Source organism: Nocardia sp. NPDC059180 (assembly GCF_042754945.1).
GTDB lineage: Bacteria > Actinomycetota > Actinomycetes > Mycobacteriales > Mycobacteriaceae > Nocardia.
The window spans coordinates 207,184-224,973 of sequence record NZ_JBHZBU010000007.1 but is presented as its reverse complement, the minus strand read 5'-3'; the positions used below and the strand labels follow the sequence as shown (position 1 = coordinate 224,973).

The 17,790-nt window shown below is 67.7% G+C and carries 17 protein-coding genes and 1 riboswitch; of the genes, 9 read left to right on the top strand and 8 right to left on the bottom strand.

Annotated features, from left to right (window positions below):
- Positions 1 to 142 precede the first annotated feature (142 nt).
- Entirely contained in the window at positions 143 to 2,074 is a 1,932-nt protein-coding gene (locus ACFXNW_RS22060) for an acyl-CoA dehydrogenase (RefSeq protein ID WP_379419612.1), read from the top strand.
- A gap of 40 nt (positions 2,075 to 2,114) precedes the next feature.
- Here ACFXNW_RS22060 and ACFXNW_RS22055 read toward each other — a convergent pair whose 3' ends face one another.
- The 3 genes from ACFXNW_RS22055 to ACFXNW_RS22045 all read right to left on the bottom strand — a co-directional run bounded on the left by ACFXNW_RS22055 (position 2,115) and on the right by ACFXNW_RS22045 (position 5,237).
- Complete coding sequence (locus ACFXNW_RS22055) at positions 2,115 to 2,783, bottom strand: phosphatase PAP2 family protein (RefSeq protein WP_379419611.1); 669 nt, start codon at positions 2,781 to 2,783, stop codon at positions 2,115 to 2,117.
- A gap of 34 nt (positions 2,784 to 2,817) precedes the next feature.
- The gene (locus ACFXNW_RS22050; RefSeq protein ID WP_379419610.1) at positions 2,818 to 3,696 is read right to left on the bottom strand and encodes a nuclease-related domain-containing protein; all 879 of its coding nucleotides are present in this window, start codon (positions 3,694 to 3,696) and stop codon (positions 2,818 to 2,820) included.
- Positions 3,697 to 3,827: 131 nt separating this feature from the next.
- Positions 3,828 to 5,237, bottom strand: coding sequence for a DUF2252 domain-containing protein (locus tag ACFXNW_RS22045; RefSeq protein ID WP_379419609.1), 1,410 nt, complete (start codon positions 5,235 to 5,237; stop codon positions 3,828 to 3,830).
- A gap of 217 nt (positions 5,238 to 5,454) precedes the next feature.
- On the opposite strand from ACFXNW_RS22045, the gene ACFXNW_RS22040 reads away from it, so the two are divergent.
- From ACFXNW_RS22040 to ACFXNW_RS22005, 8 genes are all read left to right on the top strand, one after another.
- Entirely contained in the window at positions 5,455 to 6,045 is a 591-nt protein-coding gene (locus ACFXNW_RS22040; RefSeq protein WP_379419769.1) for a CDP-alcohol phosphatidyltransferase family protein, read from the top strand.
- A 64-nt stretch (positions 6,046 to 6,109) separates the two neighbouring features.
- Entirely contained in the window at positions 6,110 to 6,508 is a 399-nt protein-coding gene (gcvH, locus tag ACFXNW_RS22035; RefSeq protein ID WP_379419608.1) for a glycine cleavage system protein GcvH, read from the top strand.
- A gap of 166 nt (positions 6,509 to 6,674) precedes the next feature.
- On the top strand, positions 6,675 to 7,160 hold the full coding sequence (locus ACFXNW_RS22030) for an FHA domain-containing protein (protein WP_379419607.1): 486 nt from the start codon (positions 6,675 to 6,677) through the stop codon (positions 7,158 to 7,160).
- Between the two features lie 54 nt (positions 7,161 to 7,214).
- The gene (locus tag ACFXNW_RS22025) at positions 7,215 to 8,021 is read left to right on the top strand and encodes a MerR family transcriptional regulator (protein ID WP_379419606.1); all 807 of its coding nucleotides are present in this window, start codon (positions 7,215 to 7,217) and stop codon (positions 8,019 to 8,021) included.
- 145 nt (positions 8,022 to 8,166) lie between these two features.
- Positions 8,167 to 8,640: a bifunctional nuclease family protein gene (locus ACFXNW_RS22020; RefSeq protein WP_163821623.1), complete on the top strand. Its 474-nt coding sequence runs from the start codon at positions 8,167 to 8,169 to the stop codon at positions 8,638 to 8,640.
- Between the two features lie 228 nt (positions 8,641 to 8,868).
- Entirely contained in the window at positions 8,869 to 9,426 is a 558-nt protein-coding gene (locus ACFXNW_RS22015) for a MerR family transcriptional regulator (protein ID WP_379419605.1), read from the top strand.
- Between the two features lie 317 nt (positions 9,427 to 9,743).
- A riboswitch (glycine riboswitch) is annotated at positions 9,744 to 9,840 on the top strand.
- Positions 9,841 to 10,053: 213 nt separating this feature from the next.
- The gene (gene gcvP / locus ACFXNW_RS22010; RefSeq protein ID WP_379419768.1) at positions 10,054 to 12,804 is read left to right on the top strand and encodes an aminomethyl-transferring glycine dehydrogenase; all 2,751 of its coding nucleotides are present in this window, start codon (positions 10,054 to 10,056) and stop codon (positions 12,802 to 12,804) included.
- A 482-nt stretch (positions 12,805 to 13,286) separates the two neighbouring features.
- Complete coding sequence (locus tag ACFXNW_RS22005; RefSeq protein WP_379419604.1) at positions 13,287 to 14,144, top strand: virginiamycin B lyase; 858 nt, start codon at positions 13,287 to 13,289, stop codon at positions 14,142 to 14,144.
- A gap of 113 nt (positions 14,145 to 14,257) precedes the next feature.
- Here ACFXNW_RS22005 and ACFXNW_RS22000 read toward each other — a convergent pair whose 3' ends face one another.
- The 5 genes from ACFXNW_RS22000 to ACFXNW_RS21980 form a co-directional block, all read right to left on the bottom strand.
- Entirely contained in the window at positions 14,258 to 15,868 is a 1,611-nt protein-coding gene (locus ACFXNW_RS22000) for a VWA domain-containing protein (protein ID WP_379419603.1), read from the bottom strand.
- A gap of 144 nt (positions 15,869 to 16,012) precedes the next feature.
- Complete coding sequence (locus ACFXNW_RS21995) at positions 16,013 to 16,261, bottom strand: WhiB family transcriptional regulator (RefSeq protein WP_379419602.1); 249 nt, start codon at positions 16,259 to 16,261, stop codon at positions 16,013 to 16,015.
- 28 nt (positions 16,262 to 16,289) lie between these two features.
- Entirely contained in the window at positions 16,290 to 16,838 is a 549-nt protein-coding gene (locus ACFXNW_RS21990) for an HNH endonuclease (RefSeq protein WP_379419601.1), read from the bottom strand.
- 71 nt (positions 16,839 to 16,909) lie between these two features.
- The gene (locus tag ACFXNW_RS21985; protein ID WP_379419600.1) at positions 16,910 to 17,032 is read right to left on the bottom strand and encodes a hypothetical protein; all 123 of its coding nucleotides are present in this window, start codon (positions 17,030 to 17,032) and stop codon (positions 16,910 to 16,912) included.
- 119 nt (positions 17,033 to 17,151) lie between these two features.
- Positions 17,152 to 17,685, bottom strand: coding sequence for a DM13 domain-containing protein (locus ACFXNW_RS21980; RefSeq protein WP_379419599.1), 534 nt, complete (start codon positions 17,683 to 17,685; stop codon positions 17,152 to 17,154).
- Positions 17,686 to 17,790 lie beyond the last annotated feature (105 nt).

Below are 17,790 nucleotides of genomic sequence, written 5' to 3'. Positions count from 1 at the left end.
GCAACCGTGCGCGCGCGTCGCGTGTGCCGTGGTGACGGCGCCTTTTCCGGGCCGACGACCAGTCGATGAATCGGCGCCGCGTGACCGATCTCGCGCCGCGTTCCTTCGGCCCGCCGCCCGCAGTTGCGGTTAGGGTCGGGTCATGGCTACCGGCAGCGTATCGACGGCAGATCATCTTCGGGCGGCACTGGACGGACCGTGGGGCGCGGTCCGCGAACAGGCCAGGGAGCAACTGGCGGGGGACCGGTTCATCGACGACCCCGACCTCGACTATCGCGCGGCCCGAGCCCGGGTGCTCGAGCAGATGCGGGCGCTGGGCGGGCTGGGTCTGGCCGAGCGCGGATTCCGCCGGGAGAACGGCGGCACCGGAGAACCGGGCGCGGCGGTGGTCGGCCTGGAAATGCTCGCCTACACCGACCTGTCGCTGTGGGTGAAATCCGGCGTGCAGTGGGGCCTGTTCGGCGGGGCGGTGGAGAATCTCGGCACCGAGCGGCACCGCGACTTCATCAAGCGGCTCATCTCGCTGGACCTGCTCGGCTGTTTCGCGATGACGGAGTCCGGCCACGGCAGCGACGTCGCCAATCTCGAGACCACCGCAACCTACGATCCGGCGACCCAGGAGTTCGTCGTCCATACCCCGACCCCCTCCGGGCGTAAGGACTACATCGGCGGCGCCGCCGAACATGCCCGTATGGCAGCGGTTTTCGCGCAGCTCATCACCCCGGAAGGCAACCAGGGCGTGCACTGCCTACTGGTGCCCATCCGCGACGAACAGGGCAACGACCTGCCCGGCGTCACCACCTCCGACTGCGGGCTCAAGGGCGGACTGCCCGGTGTCGACAACGGCCGCATCGTCTTCGACCAGGTGCGCATCCCGCGGGAGAACCTACTCAACCGCTACGCCGATGTCGCCCCCGACGGCACCTACAGCTCCGAGATCGAGAACCCGAGCCGCCGCTTCTTCACCACGCTCGGCACCCTGGTTCGCGGCCGGGTCAGCGTGGGTGGCGCCGCGGCCGCGGGCGCAAGGGTCGCGCTGAGCATCGCGGGGCGGTACGCGCTGAAGCGTCGTCAGTTCGGCGATCCGGACGACGGCGGCGAGATTCTGCTGCTGGACTACCGCAACCATCAGCGCAGGCTGCTGCCCCTGGTCGCGCGCTCCTACGCGCTGGCGTTCGCGCAGAACGACCTGGTCCGGCGCATGCATCTGGTGCAGACCGGCCAGGATCTCGACCCGGGCGCCCAGCGGGCCCTGGAAAAGCGCGCGGCCGGTCTCAAGGTGGCTCAGACCCGCCACGCCACCCGCGCGATCCAGGAATGCCGTGAGGCCTGTGGCGGCGCCGGCTACCTGACCGAGAACCGTCTGGTCACCCTCAAGGCCGATACCGATGTGTTCACCACCTTCGAAGGTGACAATGTGGTCCTCACGCAGCTGGTGGCCAAGGAGCTGCTGACCGCCTACTCCGACGAGGTGCGCGATCTCGACGCACTCGGCTGGGTGCGCTTCGCCGCCACCATGGCAGGCGATGTGGTGCGCAAGCGGTCGGGCGTGCGCCAATTGATCCAGACCTTGCGCGACCGCGGCGACGAATCCGTCGACGAGGGCGATCTGTCCAAGCGCGCGGTCCAGCTGCAGCTGTTCGCCGACCGCGAGGATTACCTGGTCCGCACAGCGGGCCATAGGCTGCGGGCCCGCGCGGAGGAGACCAGCCCGTTCGAGGCGTTCAACAACGCGCAGGACCATATCCTCGCCGCGGGTTCGGCCCATATCGATCGCCTCGTGCTGGAGGCGTTCATCGAGGGCATCGCCGGGATCGAGGACCCGGACGCGCGGGCACTCGCGGAAACGGTCTGCGACTTGTTCGTCTACGCCACCCTCGAGGAGAATCTGTCGTGGTTCATCATGCACCGGTTCATGTCGGTGGAACGGGCCAAAGCGGTGCGTCGCGGGGTGAACGAACTCGTCGATCGGCTGCGCCCGGACGCCATGACGCTGATCGAGGCCATGGGCGTGCCGGAATCCATGCTGCGCGCGGCCATGCTCGAGGACGCGAGCGTCTACGAACGCAGCTGATGCGGTAGCCGACGGCCGTGCCGCCGGGTGAGTTGCTGATTCACTCGGCGCCGGCCATCCGCTGCCGAACCTGTCTGCCCGCCGCGCACAACAGCACCGACAGCGCGATCGCCGCGCCCGCGCCGCCGATGATGTCGGTGGCGTGGTGATAGTCGAGCGCGATCATGCCGACCGCCGCGCACCCCCATGCCGCCACCGTGCAGCAGGCGATCACCAGCCGCGCCCTGGTGGACTCGATCAGCACGATGAACGTTGTGGCGACGGCCACCAGATGCACGGTGTGCCCACTCGGGTAGGCGAGGTAGTCGTGCAGCGGCCGTCCCCAGAACGGTTTCAACACCCAGGTATTGAGCCCCGCCGCGACCTCCGGGACCGCGACCATGGCGGCGGCCCGCCACCAGCGGTGCTGCCAGCCGAACCACGCGGCCCCGGCCAGCATCAGCGAGATCACTATCCAGGTGTTGCTCGGCAGCGCGAGCACCTCCGCGATCCACGGGCGCGGATCGAGGGCGGCGCTGATCGGGTCTTCGACGCGCTGATCGAGCCCGGTGGGTCCGCCGTCGGGTGGAATAGTCAGCGGAATCGTGGCGGTGACCGTGCCCGCGACCGCCGCGGCGCCGAAGGCGGCTGTTTGATCGGTTGGTGCGGGGTCGTGCGAGGAATCCGGTCCGCGCGCGGCGGGCTCGCCCGTTCCGGGAGCTGCGATCACCGCAACGACGATAGTCACCGACCGCGGCGGCTGCCTACGGCCCGTAGGTGAGAATCGCGGTGATGACCATCCACAGCACCCAGACGAAGGCGATGGTCATGCCGATTGCCAGGGTGGTCCGCATGAAGGCGCGCCCGAAATCGACGTCGCCGGTCTCGGGCGGATACAGCTTCCACGGGCTGTACCACGGCGCCTGGATCACCTTCGGCTTGTTCGCCTCACGTTCGGCCTCGGCCAGCTCCTCTGCATACGCCTCCGCCTGCGCCTGGGCTGGTCCGCCGTGCCACAGCGTGATGTCGATCGGTCCGAGGAATCCCTCGTTCAGCAGCTCCTGTGGTGCGGGCAGATACGGCAGGATGCCGAGACCGCGGAAGGCGACCGCGACATCGTTGGCGGTCCACAGGTGGTTCTCCTGCTCGGCAAGGGTGTCGAAATAGTGCCGCAACCGGTCCGGATCGGCGCCGAGGATGGCGTCGAAACTGGGGTCGCTCCATGCTTGTTCGATCTCGAGCCGGGCGCCGTGCATCGGCACGATGAGGGCGACCCCGTGCACCGCGCGCTGGCCGAGCCCGCGCGCGGCGAGCCAATTCTGCAGCGCGAAGGTGTGATCGCGGGAGCGTTCCAGCGGGGTGCGCCGATCCTTGTTCTCCAGGGCGGCCGCTTCACCCGACACCGTCCATGAGCCGTTGAGCGGAATCTGCAGCACGCCCTCCTGGCGCGCCATCAACGCTTCGGCCTCGATCACCACACAGCTGGTCGGGGTCCAGATCACCGCGTCGAACTGATGCAGCTTGTCCTGATGGAACAGGCTGCAGTTGATGGTGGCCACACCGTGTGGGCTGCCCGGGTCCTTCCATGTGCGCAACCAGTCGAGCAATGCCCGTTCGGCATTGGTGCCTGCGCTGTTCTGCACTCGCACGAGCATTGGCGACCGCCCTTCACGTCGACACCCGGTACCGGAAAAGGATACGAGGCGGGTCCGCGCCGACCCGAGATTTCCGCACCCCGCGCTGTGTCCTGGAGCGGGATGGCGCCGGACCGAGGCTACCCGTCCGAGGGCTCCGCGGGTAGTTGTCCGGAAGCTACCGCGGCGACCAGTGCGGCGTGATCGGCCTCGGTCTGGTCTGCGTAGCGCACCGCGAAGTCTGCGACGGCCTCATCGAAACGTTCGTCGTCGCCGAGATATCCGGCGGTGAGCCGGGGGTCGAGCGAGCGGGAATGGGCCCGAGCCAACAACGCGCCCGCGAGCCTGCCGTAGTCGTCGAGATCTTCCGAATCCAGCTCGGCAGGGTCGATTCCGCCCTTGAGGTTGCGGAACTGACGCACCACGAAGGGCAGCTCTTGCGCGGGCTCGGTCTCCGTCGCGGGCACCCGCATGCTCGTCCAGCCGAGCAGGATGTCGGTCTCGGCCTGAACGAGCCTGGCGCCCTGCACGATTCGCTCCCCCTCGTGTCGCGGCGGCGTGTGTGGCACGAACGGTGTCAGCGCAGAAGGTTTGGCCTGCTTCAACTGCAGCACCAAGACCTCGCCGTCATTGCCGTAGAGCAGGGCGACGTAGCTGTGCAGGCCTACGCTGCCGGTACCGACGATGCGAAACGCGATGTCGGACACCGAGAACCGCGCCAGCAACCCTTGGCGAGACTCGCGCAGCGTGCCCGCGTAGTTCTCCAGCGCGTCGATCGCCGCCTCGGCCACCGCCTCATCGACAAGGGTGAGGATCGGCGGATCGTTGACGAAACGATGCCTGCGGATACCGGTTTCGTGATCGTCGAGATGTTCGGTCCATTTGGCGACCACCTTGGCACTGGTGTTCTTGCGCGCCTTCTTCGCCGCCTTCTTGAAGTCGTCGAGCAGATCGTCGGCCTTGGCCTTGCTGATCATGGACTCGTCCGGCAGGGCGGTCCATGACTCCATGAACGGCATATCGGCGAGGGCGGTAATGGTGCGGCGGTAGGAGCGGACTGCGTCGCGCGCGGCGTCACGGCAGTCGTCTTCGCTCGAACCGCCTTCCCGGCCCGCCAGCACCAGGCTCGCCGCCAACCGCTCCAGGTCCCACTCCCACGGTCCGGCGATGGTTTCGTCGAAATCGTTGATATCCATCACGATGTCGCCGTGGGGAGTGCCGTAGAGGCCGAAGTTGGCCGCGTGCGCGTCACCGCACAGCTGGGCGGCCAGACCGGTGTCCGGGCCGACGGCCAGATCGGCGGCCATCAGGCCGGCCGCGCCGCGGTAGAAGGTGAACGGCGAGGTGGTCATCCGTCCGATCCGCAGGGGAATCAGATGGTCGAGGCGCCCGGCGTTGCTTTCGGTCACGAACCGCACCACATCAGGTCGGTCCGGAGCCGCGGCACCGCGATCGCGCGCGCCGAAGGGCACCTGTTCGCGCAGGGCGGCGCCACGGGCCCTGACGTCCTCGGCGGAGATATGGCTACGGAGGTCGATTCCACTGCTCATCACCGCGTACGCTACCGACTCCCGCGCCGGGTACGGGTGCCCGGTACGGGCGTATGCCCACCGGCACCCCCGCGTGGGCGGTGTTGCCGCCCGGGCGGACAACCGCACCCCGGACGCGCTGGGCCCAGATGGCGCCGCACGGTGCCGATGCGGTATGCACGGGGCTGTGACAAGCGAATCGGGGACGACCGAATCCGGCCAGGGGACCGGGCGCGAGCTGTTCGGTGGCGTCTTCGCCGACCGGATCCTGACCGTGCCCAACGCGCTGAGCGTGCTGCGGTTGATCGGCGTTCCGGTGTTCTTGTGGCTGATGCTGGTCGAGAAGGCCGACGGCTGGGCCTTCGCGCTGCTGGTGGTCAGCGGTGTCACCGACTTCCTCGACGGCAAGCTGGCCCGGCTGCTGGACCAGTCCTCCCGGCTCGGTGCGCTGCTCGACCCCTTCGTCGACAGGCTGTTCTTGGTGACGACGCTGGCCGCCTTCGTGATCCGCGGGCTCATCCCGTGGTGGGTGGCCGCCATCCTGATCGGTCGCGATCTGCTGCTCACCCTCACGCTGTCGGTGTACCGGCGCCGTGATCTGGACCCACCCGAGGTGATCTACCTGGGTAAGGCCGCCACCTTCGCGCTCATGTCGGCGCTGCCGTGGCTGCTTGCCGGGCAGATGGACTGGCCGCTCGACGGTTTCGGCCGGGCCTTCGGTGGGGCACTACTGGTCTGGGGTACCGCGGTCTACGTGTGGACCGGGGCGCTCTACGCCGGGAAAGCGATCGCCGTAGCACGGGCGATACCGCCCGCGACCGACCACTGACAGGCGCCCGCGCCGACGCTCGCTATAGAGTTGCCTGCACCGTGCACAACGAAAGGATGCCTTTGTGACCCAGACTCCCGAGGATCTGCGCTACACCGAAGAGCACGAATGGGTGCGTCGGATCGGCCCCTCCAGGGTCCGGGTCGGCATCACCGACTACGCCCAGTCCCAGCTCGGTGACGTCGTGTTCGTTCAGTTGCCTGCCGTCGACGTCGATGTCGCGGTCGGCGACAGCATCGCCGAGGTCGAATCGACCAAGAGCGTCTCCGACATCTATGCTCCCCTGAATGCGAAAGTTGTTGGGGCAAACCAGGAATTGGAGAGTGCACCGGAGACGCTGAACACCGATCCGTACGGGTCGGGGTGGCTGTTCGAGCTCGAGGTGAGTGATGCCGCGGCGCTGGACACCGCACTCGGTGAACTGCTCGATGCCGCAGGTTATCAAGGAGTTATCGGGGGCTGAGGTGGCCTTCCCAGTTCTCCCTGCACGGGCGCGCCCCGGCAGGGTACGGTCAATGCCAACGGATGTGCTGCCGGCCGCTGGTGGGTTGTGCGGCCGCGACTCGAGGTCGCGGCGGTCGAGGCAGCAGCTGCCTGCATGATTATCAGGTTCGAGGAGGAGAGAAACGGTGAGCGAGAACAAAGACCCGGGTTACGGGGAGACCGCGGCCGAGACGACGTCGGTCTTCCGTGCGGATTTCCTGAACGAGGTCGACGCGTCACGCTCCGCAGAGGCGACCGGCGAGCAGCCGGTCCAGGGTGTCGAGGGACTGCCTGTCGGCGCGGCGCTGTTGGTCGTCAAGCGCGGTCCGAACGCAGGGTCGCGTTTCCTGCTGGATCAGCCGACCACCTCGGCCGGACGTCACCCCGACAGTGACATCTTCCTCGACGACGTGACCGTCAGCCGCAGGCATGCCGAGTTCCGTCAGGACGAGGACTCCTTCCAGGTGGTCGATGTGGGCAGCCTCAACGGCACCTACGTCAACCGGGAGCCGGTGGATTCCTCCGAGCTGCAGAACGGCGACGAGGTCCAGATCGGCAAGTTCCGCCTGGTATTCCTCACCGGTCCGCGTGCCCAGACCACCGATTCGGCGGCGGGTGCGGGCAGCTTGTGACAGGCGGTGCGCCGATACTCGTGATCGGCGCTCTCACATGAAAGACTCGGTGTCATGACGGGCGCGGCGCAGTGGGCACGCGGAGGCATGTCGATCGGCTCCGTGCTCGACCTGCTGCGGCCGGATTTCCCCGACATCACCATCTCCAAGATCCGCTTCCTGGAAGCGGAGGGGCTGATCCGGCCAGAGCGTACGCCGTCGGGGTACCGCCGGTTCTCGGTGGCCGACTGCGAGCGGCTGCGATTCGTGCTCACCGCACAGCGGGATCAGTACCTTCCGCTGAAGGTGATCAAGGAGCAGCTCGAAGCGATCGACAGTGGGGCGGCGTCGCTCGGCGTGCGGGAAGCCCGCGCCCGGGCGCATTCCGTGCGTCCCGAGCCCGTCCCCGGCGACGGCGAGCGTGCCACGGCAGGGGAGCGGGCCGGCGCCCCGCGCAGGCTCGGTGTGGTCCCAGGGGAGATCTCCCCGGATGAGCTGCGCTTCGACCACGAGGTCCGGCTCACCCGCGCCGACCTGCTCGATCAGGCCGGGATCGACGAGAAATTCCTCACCGACCTCATCCGGGCGAATCTGATCACCCCCGGCGCCGCCGGATTCTTCGACGCCGACGCGGTGACGCTGGCCAAAACCGCCCGCGCCATGTCGGAGTTCGGTTTGGAGGCACGGCATCTGCGGGCGTTCAAGCTCGCCGCCGACCGCGAGGCGGCGCTGGTCGCCCAGATCGCGGCGCCCATCGCCAAGAGCCGCGACGCCGGTGCGCGGGCGCGCGCCGAGGAGACCGTGCGCGAGCTGGCGGCGTTGTCGCTGACTCTGCACACCAGCCTGGTGAAAGCATCGGTGCGCGCCTCGCTCGGCAACTGATTTCACCGCGTTCGGGCTGTGACCAACACGCCGCAACGCCGTGAACTCAGCCGTCGCGGCACCGTCGGGAATTCGCTTAGACTCGTATTACGGCGAGCTCGGTAGGGACACGGCGGGCTGTCGGCGAGTATTGGGAGGCAGTGCGATGAGCGAAATGCGCGTGATCGGCATCCGTGTCGAGCAGCCACAGAACCAGCCCGTGCTGTTGCTCCGGGAGGTTTCCGGTGACCGGTACCTGCCCATCTGGATCGGACAGGCCGAGGCCACCGCCATCGTGCTGGAGCAAGAGGGCGTCACTCCGATCCGCCCGCTCACTCACGACCTGATCAAGATCATGATCACCGACCTCGGGCACACCCTGAAAGAGGTCAGGATCGTCGATCTGCAGGAGGGCACGTTCTACGCCGATCTGGTGTTCGACAACGATCTGCGGATCTCGGCGCGTCCGTCGGATTCGGTGGCCATCGCCTTGCGCGTCGGCTGCCCGATCTATGCCGAGGAAGCGGTCCTCGACGAGGCCGGCTTGGTCATGCCGGACGAGCGCGAGGACGAGGTGGAGAAGTTCAAGGAGTTCCTCGAGTCGGTCTCACCCGACGATTTCAAGGCCACCGACAGCTGAACGCGGCAACTATTTTTTAGACCTTAACTACAGGTCGAGACTCTTACCGCGCGTCGCGTTTGGCCGGACGAGACCGCTCCCGAGACAATCGAGAAGAGTAATCTCGATAGTTGGGCCACGTCCGTTTCGGCAGGGTGGCACCGGGGTACCGGTGCTCGATTCGTGGTCGTGACGGAACCGGGTCATCGATGAGGCTGAGAACGCGTCGGCGAAACAAGGGAGTGGTCAGTGGCAGAGCATTACCAGGACGAGGTACAGCCAGGACTGTTCCCGGACGACTCGGTGCCCGACGACCTGGTGGGTTACCGCGTGCCGAGCGCATGCCAGGTGGCCGGTATCACCTACCGGCAGCTCGATTACTGGGCACGCACCGGTCTGGTGGTGCCGTCGATACGCGGCGCGGCGGGCTCGGGTAGTCAGCGTCTCTACTCGTTCAAGGACATCCTGGTCCTCAAGATCGTCAAGCGACTACTGGACGCGGGCATCTCGCTACAGAACATCCGCATCGCGGTCGACCATCTGCGCAGCCGCGGCGTGCAGGATCTGGCGGGAATCACCCTGTTCTCCGACGGCACCTCGGTCTATGAGTGCACCTCGCCCGAGGAAGTCGTCGATTTACTGCAGGGCGGGCAGGGAGTCTTCGGTATCGCCGTCAGCGGTGCCATGCGTGAGCTGACCGGCGACATCGCCAACTTCCCGGCCGAACGGGCGACCGCGGCCACCGACCGACCCGAAGACGAGCTCGCCTACCGCCGAAAAACAAGGATGAACCGCAAGACGGGGTAGTCCCCGTCCGGGCGGCCGCGGAACTTCCGCAGCCTGATCGACCGCAGAGCGAAACGATGGTCCCGACGCCGGGGATGCGCCGGGACCACCGTGAATTCGAGCACACATCAAGATCGATCGAAATGCCGCTCGCTTGCCGTCACCGCCAGACCGACCATCGGCAAACTGGCAGGTAGACATCATGGTTTTCGGTCCGGCTCGTGTTTGCGCGGGCGCAGCACATTGGCCGCAGGCGCGAATTTCGGCCGCCGAAACACGAACCATGAGGGGGCCGAAAGCTCGCTGCGCCGCAGGCGCGGCCTAAAATGGCACTGCGTCGCCGCCGTGCGGGAGAGTTCCGGGCCTCGAGTCCGGGCGCCGAAGGAGCAGCACCTCCCCGTCAATCTCTCAGGCAACAGGGACCGTACGGGCTTCGGCGCCTCTGGAAAGCGGTGGCTGCGGGCTGCCCGCCCATGGGGAAAGGGGTCCGGTTCCGGCCGTGACCACCGAAATCTCTCAGGCGCCACGACAGAGGGGGAGGGCTGGACCCGTCGACCATGTGGTCGATCCGCCCGACCTGGGAGTTATGCCGTGAGACGCACCTTCGCCGACCGCCACATCGGACCTGATCGCGCCGAACTCGACCGGATGTTGCCCGTCGTCGGCGTCGGCTCGCTCGATGATCTGGCCACCGCCGCGATTCCCGCCGGGATCCTCGACGATTCCCTGCCGGCCGCGCTCCCGCCCGCAGTGAGCGAACACGAAGCGCTGGCCGAACTCGCCGCCCTCGCGCATTCCAACACCGTCGCGACCTCGATGATCGGGCTCGGCTACTACGACACGTTGACCCCGCCGGTGCTGGTGCGCAACCTGCTGGAGAATCCGGCCTGGTACACCGCCTACACCCCGTATCAGCCCGAGATCAGCCAGGGCAGGCTCGAGGCGCTGCTCAACTTCCAGACCATGGTGTCGGATCTGACCGGCATGGAGGTCGCCAATGCGTCCATGCTGGACGAGGCCACCGCCGCCGCCGAGGCGATGACACTGCTGCGGCGCGCGAACCGCTCCGCCTCGGCTCGTCTGCTGATCGATACCGATCTGTTCCCGCAGACCCGGACCATCCTCTACACCCGTGCCGAACCGCTCGGCATCGAGATCGTGGAAGCAGATCTGTCCGGCGGGCAGTTGCCCGACGGTGATTTCTTCGGCGTGCTGGCCCAGGTTCCCGGGGCGTCCGGACGGATCGTGGACGTGGCACCGATCATCGAGGCCGCCCATGCGCGGGGCGCGCTGGTTGCCGTCGGCGCGGATCTGCTGGCGCTGACCTTGATCACATCGCCGGGTGAGCTGGGTGCCGATGCCTGCTTCGGCACCACGCAGCGGTTCGGTGTGCCGATGGGCTTCGGCGGTCCGCACGCCGGATATCTGTCGGTGCATGCCAAGCATGCACGTCAGCTGCCGGGTCGTCTGGTCGGTGTGTCGGTCGACGCCGATGGCGCGCCCGCCTACCGGCTCGCTTTGCAGACCCGTGAACAGCACATTCGCCGAGAGAAGGCCACCTCCAACATCTGTACGGCGCAGGTGCTGCTTGCCATCGTCGCCGGCATGTACGCCAGCTACCACGGAGCGGACGGCCTGCGCGCCATCGCGCGGCGTGTGCACGGGCATGCCGCCGCGATCGCAGCAGGGCTGGACGGTGCGGTGGTGCATGAGCGGTTCTTCGACACTGTGCTCGCGCACGTGCCCGGTGGGGCGGAAGCCGTTGTGGGCAAGGCGAAGTCGCGTGGTATCAACCTGCGGCTGGTGGACGCCGACCATGTCGGTATCGCCTGTGACGAGGCGACGACTGGTGCGCACGTCGCTGCTGTGCTCGAATCCTTCGGCACCGCACTGCCTTCGGAGAACCAGGGTAGCGCGCCGGTGTCGATCGAGACCCGCACCTCGGAGTTCCTGACCCATCCCGCGTTCACCAACTACCGCACCGAGACCGCGATGCTGCGCTACCTGCGCAGGCTCTCCGACAAGGACATCGCCTTGGACCGCAGCATGATTCCGCTCGGTTCCTGCACCATGAAACTGAACGCTACCGCCGAGATGGAAGCGATCACCTGGCCCGGCTTCGCGCGGGTGCACCCGTACGCGCCGGTCGAGGACGCGCCCGGTCTGCTGCGCCTGATCGCCGATCTGGAGGGGTGGCTCTCGTCGATCACCGGCTACGACTCGGTGAGCCTTCAACCGAATGCCGGCAGCCAGGGCGAATACGCCGGTCTGCTGGCGATCCGCCGCTATCACCTCGATCGCGGTGACACCCACCGCGATACCTGCCTGATCCCGTCCAGTGCGCACGGCACGAACGCGGCCTCGGCGGCCATGGCGGGCCTGCGGGTCGAGGTGGTGGCCTGCCGGGACAACGGCGACGTCGACCTGGACGATTTGCGCGCCAAGATCGCCGATCACGCCGACCGGCTGGCCTGCATCATGATCACCTACCCGTCTACGCACGGCGTGTACGAACACGAGGTCGCCGAACTGTGCGCGTTGGTGCACGACGCCGGTGGCCAGGTCTATATCGACGGCGCGAACCTGAACGCGCTGGTCGGGCTGGCGCGGCCGGGCCGATTCGGTGGCGACGTCAGCCATTTGAACCTGCACAAGACCTTCTGCATCCCGCACGGTGGGGGCGGACCCGGTGTCGGACCGGTGGCAGTGCGCTCGCATCTGCAGCAGTACCTGCCGGGTGATCCGCTGGAGGCGGGTTCGCATGCGGTGTCGGCGGCGAAGTACGGTTCGGCATCGATCCTGCCGATCACCTGGGCCTACATCCGGATGATGGGCGCCGACGGGCTGCGCCGGGCCACGCTGTCGGCGATCGCGTCGGCCAACTACATCGCCCGCCGTCTGGACGAGCATTTCCCGGTGCTCTACACCGGTGAGAACGGCATGGTCGCCCACGAGTGCATCCTGGATCTGCGTGAGATCACCAAGCAGACCGGCGTCACCGTCGACGATGTGGCAAAGCGCCTGGCCGACTACGGTTTCCACGCGCCGACCATGAGCTTCCCGGTGGCGGGCACGCTGATGGTCGAGCCGACCGAGAGCGAAGATCTCGCCGAGCTGGATGATTTCATCGAGGCGATGATCGCGATCCGTCGCGAGATCGATCAGGTCGGCGCGGGCGTGTGGCCGGTGACCGACAACCCGCTGCGCGGCGCACCGCACACCGCCGCGAGCCTGGTGGGGGAGTGGGACCACCCCTACAGCCGCGAAATCGCGGTCTACCCACGCGGTCTCGGCCACTCGCGTGCCAAGGTCTGGCCGCCGGTCCGCCGCATCGACGGTGCCTTCGGTGACCGCAACCTGGTCTGCTCCTGCCCGCCGCTGGACGCCTACACCGACTAGAACCCGCGACCTGCGCCGCCTCGGTCCCCTTGGCCGAGGCGGCGCAGCCGTTTCGCAGGCGTGTTGGCCAGCGGCATGACCACTCCGTTCTGCCACAGCAGTGTGGGGCGATCTTTGCTGCTCCTGTCCCTCCGCTTGCGGTTGCGGACAGCTGGATCGGGGAATCACGTTGCCGACGAGTGAGATCGGTGGCCTGTGCGGGCGCGGGCGGCCGCATTTGGCCGCGGCGTACGGCGCGGTTCGACTGCTGCCCGCTGATTGTGGCGCCGCTGAACGGGGTAACGGCGAGTGGTTCGGGCTTTCAGAGTGCGCCGGCGCCGGCGGCCGCGAGGGCGGCCCGGGCGGCCGCTGCAGCATCGGCTGCGGTGACGGGCTCGGATGCGTCGGTATCTTAAGGCTATACAAGTTGCGATTGAGGCTCGACCATGCAGTCGAGGCCCGCGGTGGGCACAGCAACTGAATCGAGAAGGGAACCTGCGGGCTTGGCTGACACTATTCATTCGATCGAAGTTCCGGGCGCCCCGTACGGGGTGGCGATCGCCGGCGACGGTGCGCTCTGGTTTACCATGGCGACAACCGGGGCGGTCGGCCGGTACCACGACGGCCGGGTGGACATCTTCGCCCTCGATCCCGTGGACGGGCAGCCGACCGTGATCGTCGCCGGTCCCGATGATGCGCTGTGGTTCACCGAGTTTCGCGGCAACCGGATCGGCCGGATCACGGCCGACGGCAACCGGTCGAGCATCGCGGCAGACGCGCCTTACGGACTGTGCGTGGGCCCGGACGACGCGTTGTGGTTCACCGAATTGCAATCCGGCCATATCGCCAGGCTCGGCGACGGTGGTGCGATCACCCGCTTCCCGGTCGAGGGCATGCCCTCGATGATCGTCGCGGGACCCGATGGGGCGCTGTGGTTCACCCTCAACCTCGGCAATGCGATCGGGCGGATCACCACGGCTGGTGAGATCACCGTGTACCCGCTGCCCACCGAATCGGCCAACCCGGTCGGTATCACCGTGGGCCCCGACGGTGCGCTGTGGTTTGTGGAGATCGGTGCTGGCCAGGTCGGCCGCATCACCACCAGCGGTGACATCGACGAGTTCGCTTTGCCCGACCGCAACGCGCGACCCCACGCCATCATCACCGGACCGGATAATGCGCTGTGGTTCACCGAATGGGGCGCGGGCCGCCTCGGCCGGATCACCACCGCGGGCGAGATCAGTGGGATGGAATTGCCCGGCGCCGAGCCGCACGGACTGGTCGCGGGACCGGACGGAATCATCACGGTTGCAATGGAATCGGGAGTGCTTGCCCGTATTCCTTTCGATGGATCGGTCTGAGGCGGAGGACAGTTCCGCTCGGCGACAATTCACCACTGCCGGTGAATGATGCGGCCGTTGCGACGGGCGCCGGGCAGTTCGATCTGGCGACCAACGCCGACCGGTTTCTACTGCTACGTCGTGGTGAGAGCCTGCACCATCGCGGTACCGAAGCTGATGTCGTTGGAGGTCGGCACCCGGGTGTAGGTGCCGCCGGTCTGTTCGCTGACCGTGCGCAAGGTGTCGGTGCCTTCCCCGCCGACGACGATGACGTCCACCCGGACCGGTGTGGACGCGTCGGTGGCGGCGGTGAGGTCGGCGAGCAGCTGGGTTCCGGTGAGTGCGGAATCGTCGTCGGGGCCGTCGGTGATCACCAGGATCGAATTGGTCCGGCCTGTGGTGTATCCGGCGACGGCGGCGCGGTAGGCGGCAAGCAGTGCGGGATAGCACTGATCGGTTTTCAGGCCGGTTGGGCGGATGCTGTCCAGCGACTCGGTGACCGCGGTCCGGTGTTCGGCGGCCAATGGCGCGGTCGCCGACTGCACTCGGTAGGGAGTGGTCCCGTCGAGGTTCTTCCCGAAGGTCCATACGCCGAGACCGAAATCCGGCGGCATGACGTTCATCGTCGAGCGCAGCGCGCCGAGGGTGTTGGTCAGGCGTGGGGTGGAGCCGTCGTTGCTGCCCATCGAGGCCGAGACGTCGATCAGGACGGTTGCCGAGACTCCGAGCACGGGATCGGCCAGGGTGGCGCGGACCTTGTCCAGTGTGGCACGTGTCGGCACTGGCGCGGTCGTCGCGGGCGCACCGCCGAATCCGGCAGCGGCGAAATCCGCGGCCTGCTGCGGAGCGCGGAGGTAGTCGGCGAAGACACCCGCAACCATGTTCTGGGTGGTGTCGACCCAGTGTCCGGTCATCATGGCCGTGGGGTAGTCGGCGACTGGAGCCGCCCCGGCCGGGACGAATGCGTCGAGCCCGCCGTGCGCATTGATTTGCTGCTGGGTAGCGGCGACCGCGTGGATGGTGGCGGCGGCGGGTGGCGTCGCGGTGAGCGCGCCGAGTGCGGCGGCGGTGTCGGGGATGTCGGGTGCCGTGGCGGCCAGTGCGGACACCGCGGCGACGACCTGGCCGGACTGTGCGGCGTCCTCGGTGAGCGGGTCGACGCCCGATACCCCGGACGCAACCGCGGTGGCGGCGGCCAACGTGGCATCGCCGGACGGCACCGCCATCCCGAGCCCGCCCCACGGCAGTTGCAGCTCACCGAGTGAACTACGTTGCAGGCGAGGCAGATCTGCCCAGGTGATCCCGCTACGCTCCAATGCCGCACCCAGTTCGCCGGGTACCGCCAGCGCGATCGGGCTGACCGCCACCGACGCCGGGGTGCCTTGGATGAGTCCCGGGACACGCACCGATTCGATCTGGCGCATCGACTCGGGAATCCACAGTGCGGGCTGCGGGCCCAACGCCGGATCCCACGGGGTATTGCTGGTGAACGCGGCGACCACCGCCGCGGCGGGTTGCGCCTCGATCTGCACGGTCGCGCAGTGATCGCCGACGATCGGTTCGGTGGCGTTGTACCGATCGGCGATCGCGCGCACCGTGGCGGCGAGCGACGGATCGACGGTCACATTGAGGACTGTGTCGCCTTCGACGCACTCCGCGGCCGCCGCGCTGGTGCTACTGCTGGAGCGGTCGCGTAACTGGAACCATCCGAACACGGCCCCGACGAGTAGCAGCACAGCCACCACGGTGATAACGGGACCTTTGCTGATGCCCCGGGACCTGGAACGGCTGCGATGTGTACCCACGGGGCACGAGTGTATGCGTGTGTGTGCCGCCACATACGGGCTGTGGCCCGCCGCCGATCGAACGGCGACGGGCCACAGCTCTGATCAGTCGCGGATCACCCGCCCGCGGTCGAACTCGTGCCCGCCCCATACGCCGGACTGGCCGGTGCGCTCGGCGAAGTCTTCGCACGCCACCCGGATGGGGCAACCAGCGCAGACGGTGCGGGCGTAGGCGAAGTCCTGCGAAGGGTACGGGAACCAGGCCTCATGGTTGGGGTCACCGCGGCACGCGGCGCGATGCCACTCCCTGCTGTCCGACAGCGGGAGCAGGTCGGTCAAGGTGGTGACGGTCATGGCGATCCTCTCCTTCCTGCGGATCTGTTCAGGTGGTGGCGGCGAGCTGCTTCCAGATGCGCCGCTGATGCTTGGCCAGCGGATCGGGTGCCTTGGGCTCCCACAGCAGCCGCATCCCCGCCTCCTCGGGCGTGCGGTCGGCTTTCGTGGTGTTGCACGGCGCGCAGCAGGCGATGAGGTTGGCCCAGGTATTGGGCCCGCCCCGGCTGCGCGGGCGGATGTGGTCGACGGTGCGCGCCCATGCCGCGCAGTAACCGCACCGGTGCTTGTCGCGGCGCAGTACCCCGGCCAAGGTCGCCCGGCTCTCGTCGCGCACTCGGGTCGCGTGCTCGAGGTAGACGTAGCGCAGCAGCCGGACCGTCTCGGGAAGCACGATTTCCAGGTGCTTGGAGCGGATGGGGAAGTGCGGCTCCCGGTCGGCGACCGATTCGGCGGCACCGCTGAGCAACAGCACCACCGCGCGGTCGGCGGCGATCTCGTCGATCGCCTCGTAGCTGGCATTGAGTACCAGCACCGGGGTGTGTATCCAGTTGTCGGCAGACGGCGCCACCGCGGCGGTGGCATGGCGTATCAGCATGGGAATCACCATGTTTCGGGAGAGCGAGAAGGAGGTATCAGGGAAGTGAGGATTGGGGAGCGGGGCTGGGATCAGCGGCCGTCCTGGAGGCGGCCGGACTCGAGTTCCACGCTCGCGATGCCGGCCATCAGCCGCGCCTGGGCGAATACGGCCGGAGCCCACTGCTCCATCGGATTCTTCGAATGCAAAGCCACCTCCTCCTCTCCTGAGTTCTCGTCGATCACCGCCGGATGCGGTCGATCATCGAATTCATGGTGGCACACCGGATGCCGTGTTGTCGGGCCATTTTTCGGCGGGCGTCCGGCGCCTGCGGTCACGCCTGTTGGAGGACGGCAGCACCGAAGGAGACGTTGAACCGGTCGCACCAGATGGACACGCTGGTCAGCCGTGTCAGGTCGACCTCGGCCGGAATCGGATAGTTCTGGTTGCCCTTGTTGCCGCGGAGCTTGCCCAAATCGACATAGGCGCCGTCATCGAAGACGCCCCAGCCGTCGCGCCCGGACAGCACAGGAGCGTCCGAGAGCCAGACATGCAGGTCGGGTCCATCGGAGGTGTCCAGATTCTCCAGCCGCAGGACCCGGCTACCGTCGGGAAACCCGAGCACGGCCACCGTGCCGGATGTGCCGTGCTCGTGCGAGATGAGGGCGCCGCGGGCCAGTAGCTGCGGCTGCGGAGCGGGTGCGCCGGGGGAGATCGACGCCGCGACGGTCGGCACGGCCTCGTTGACGGTGGTGTTGGTGAACAGCTTCCATGGCTGGAAATAAGCCAGGCCGATGCCGAGGCCGGTGGCGACGATCAAGGCGAGAACCCAGGTCAGCGGTGACCGCGCGATCCGTTTCACGGCCATCTCCTCGTCCTCATGGCCACGTTCGCGACGAGCGCGAGCGCCGACCCGCCGCGAGCCTTGCCCTCATTCAACTCCGATCCGGGCGCGAACGGCACCCCGGACCAG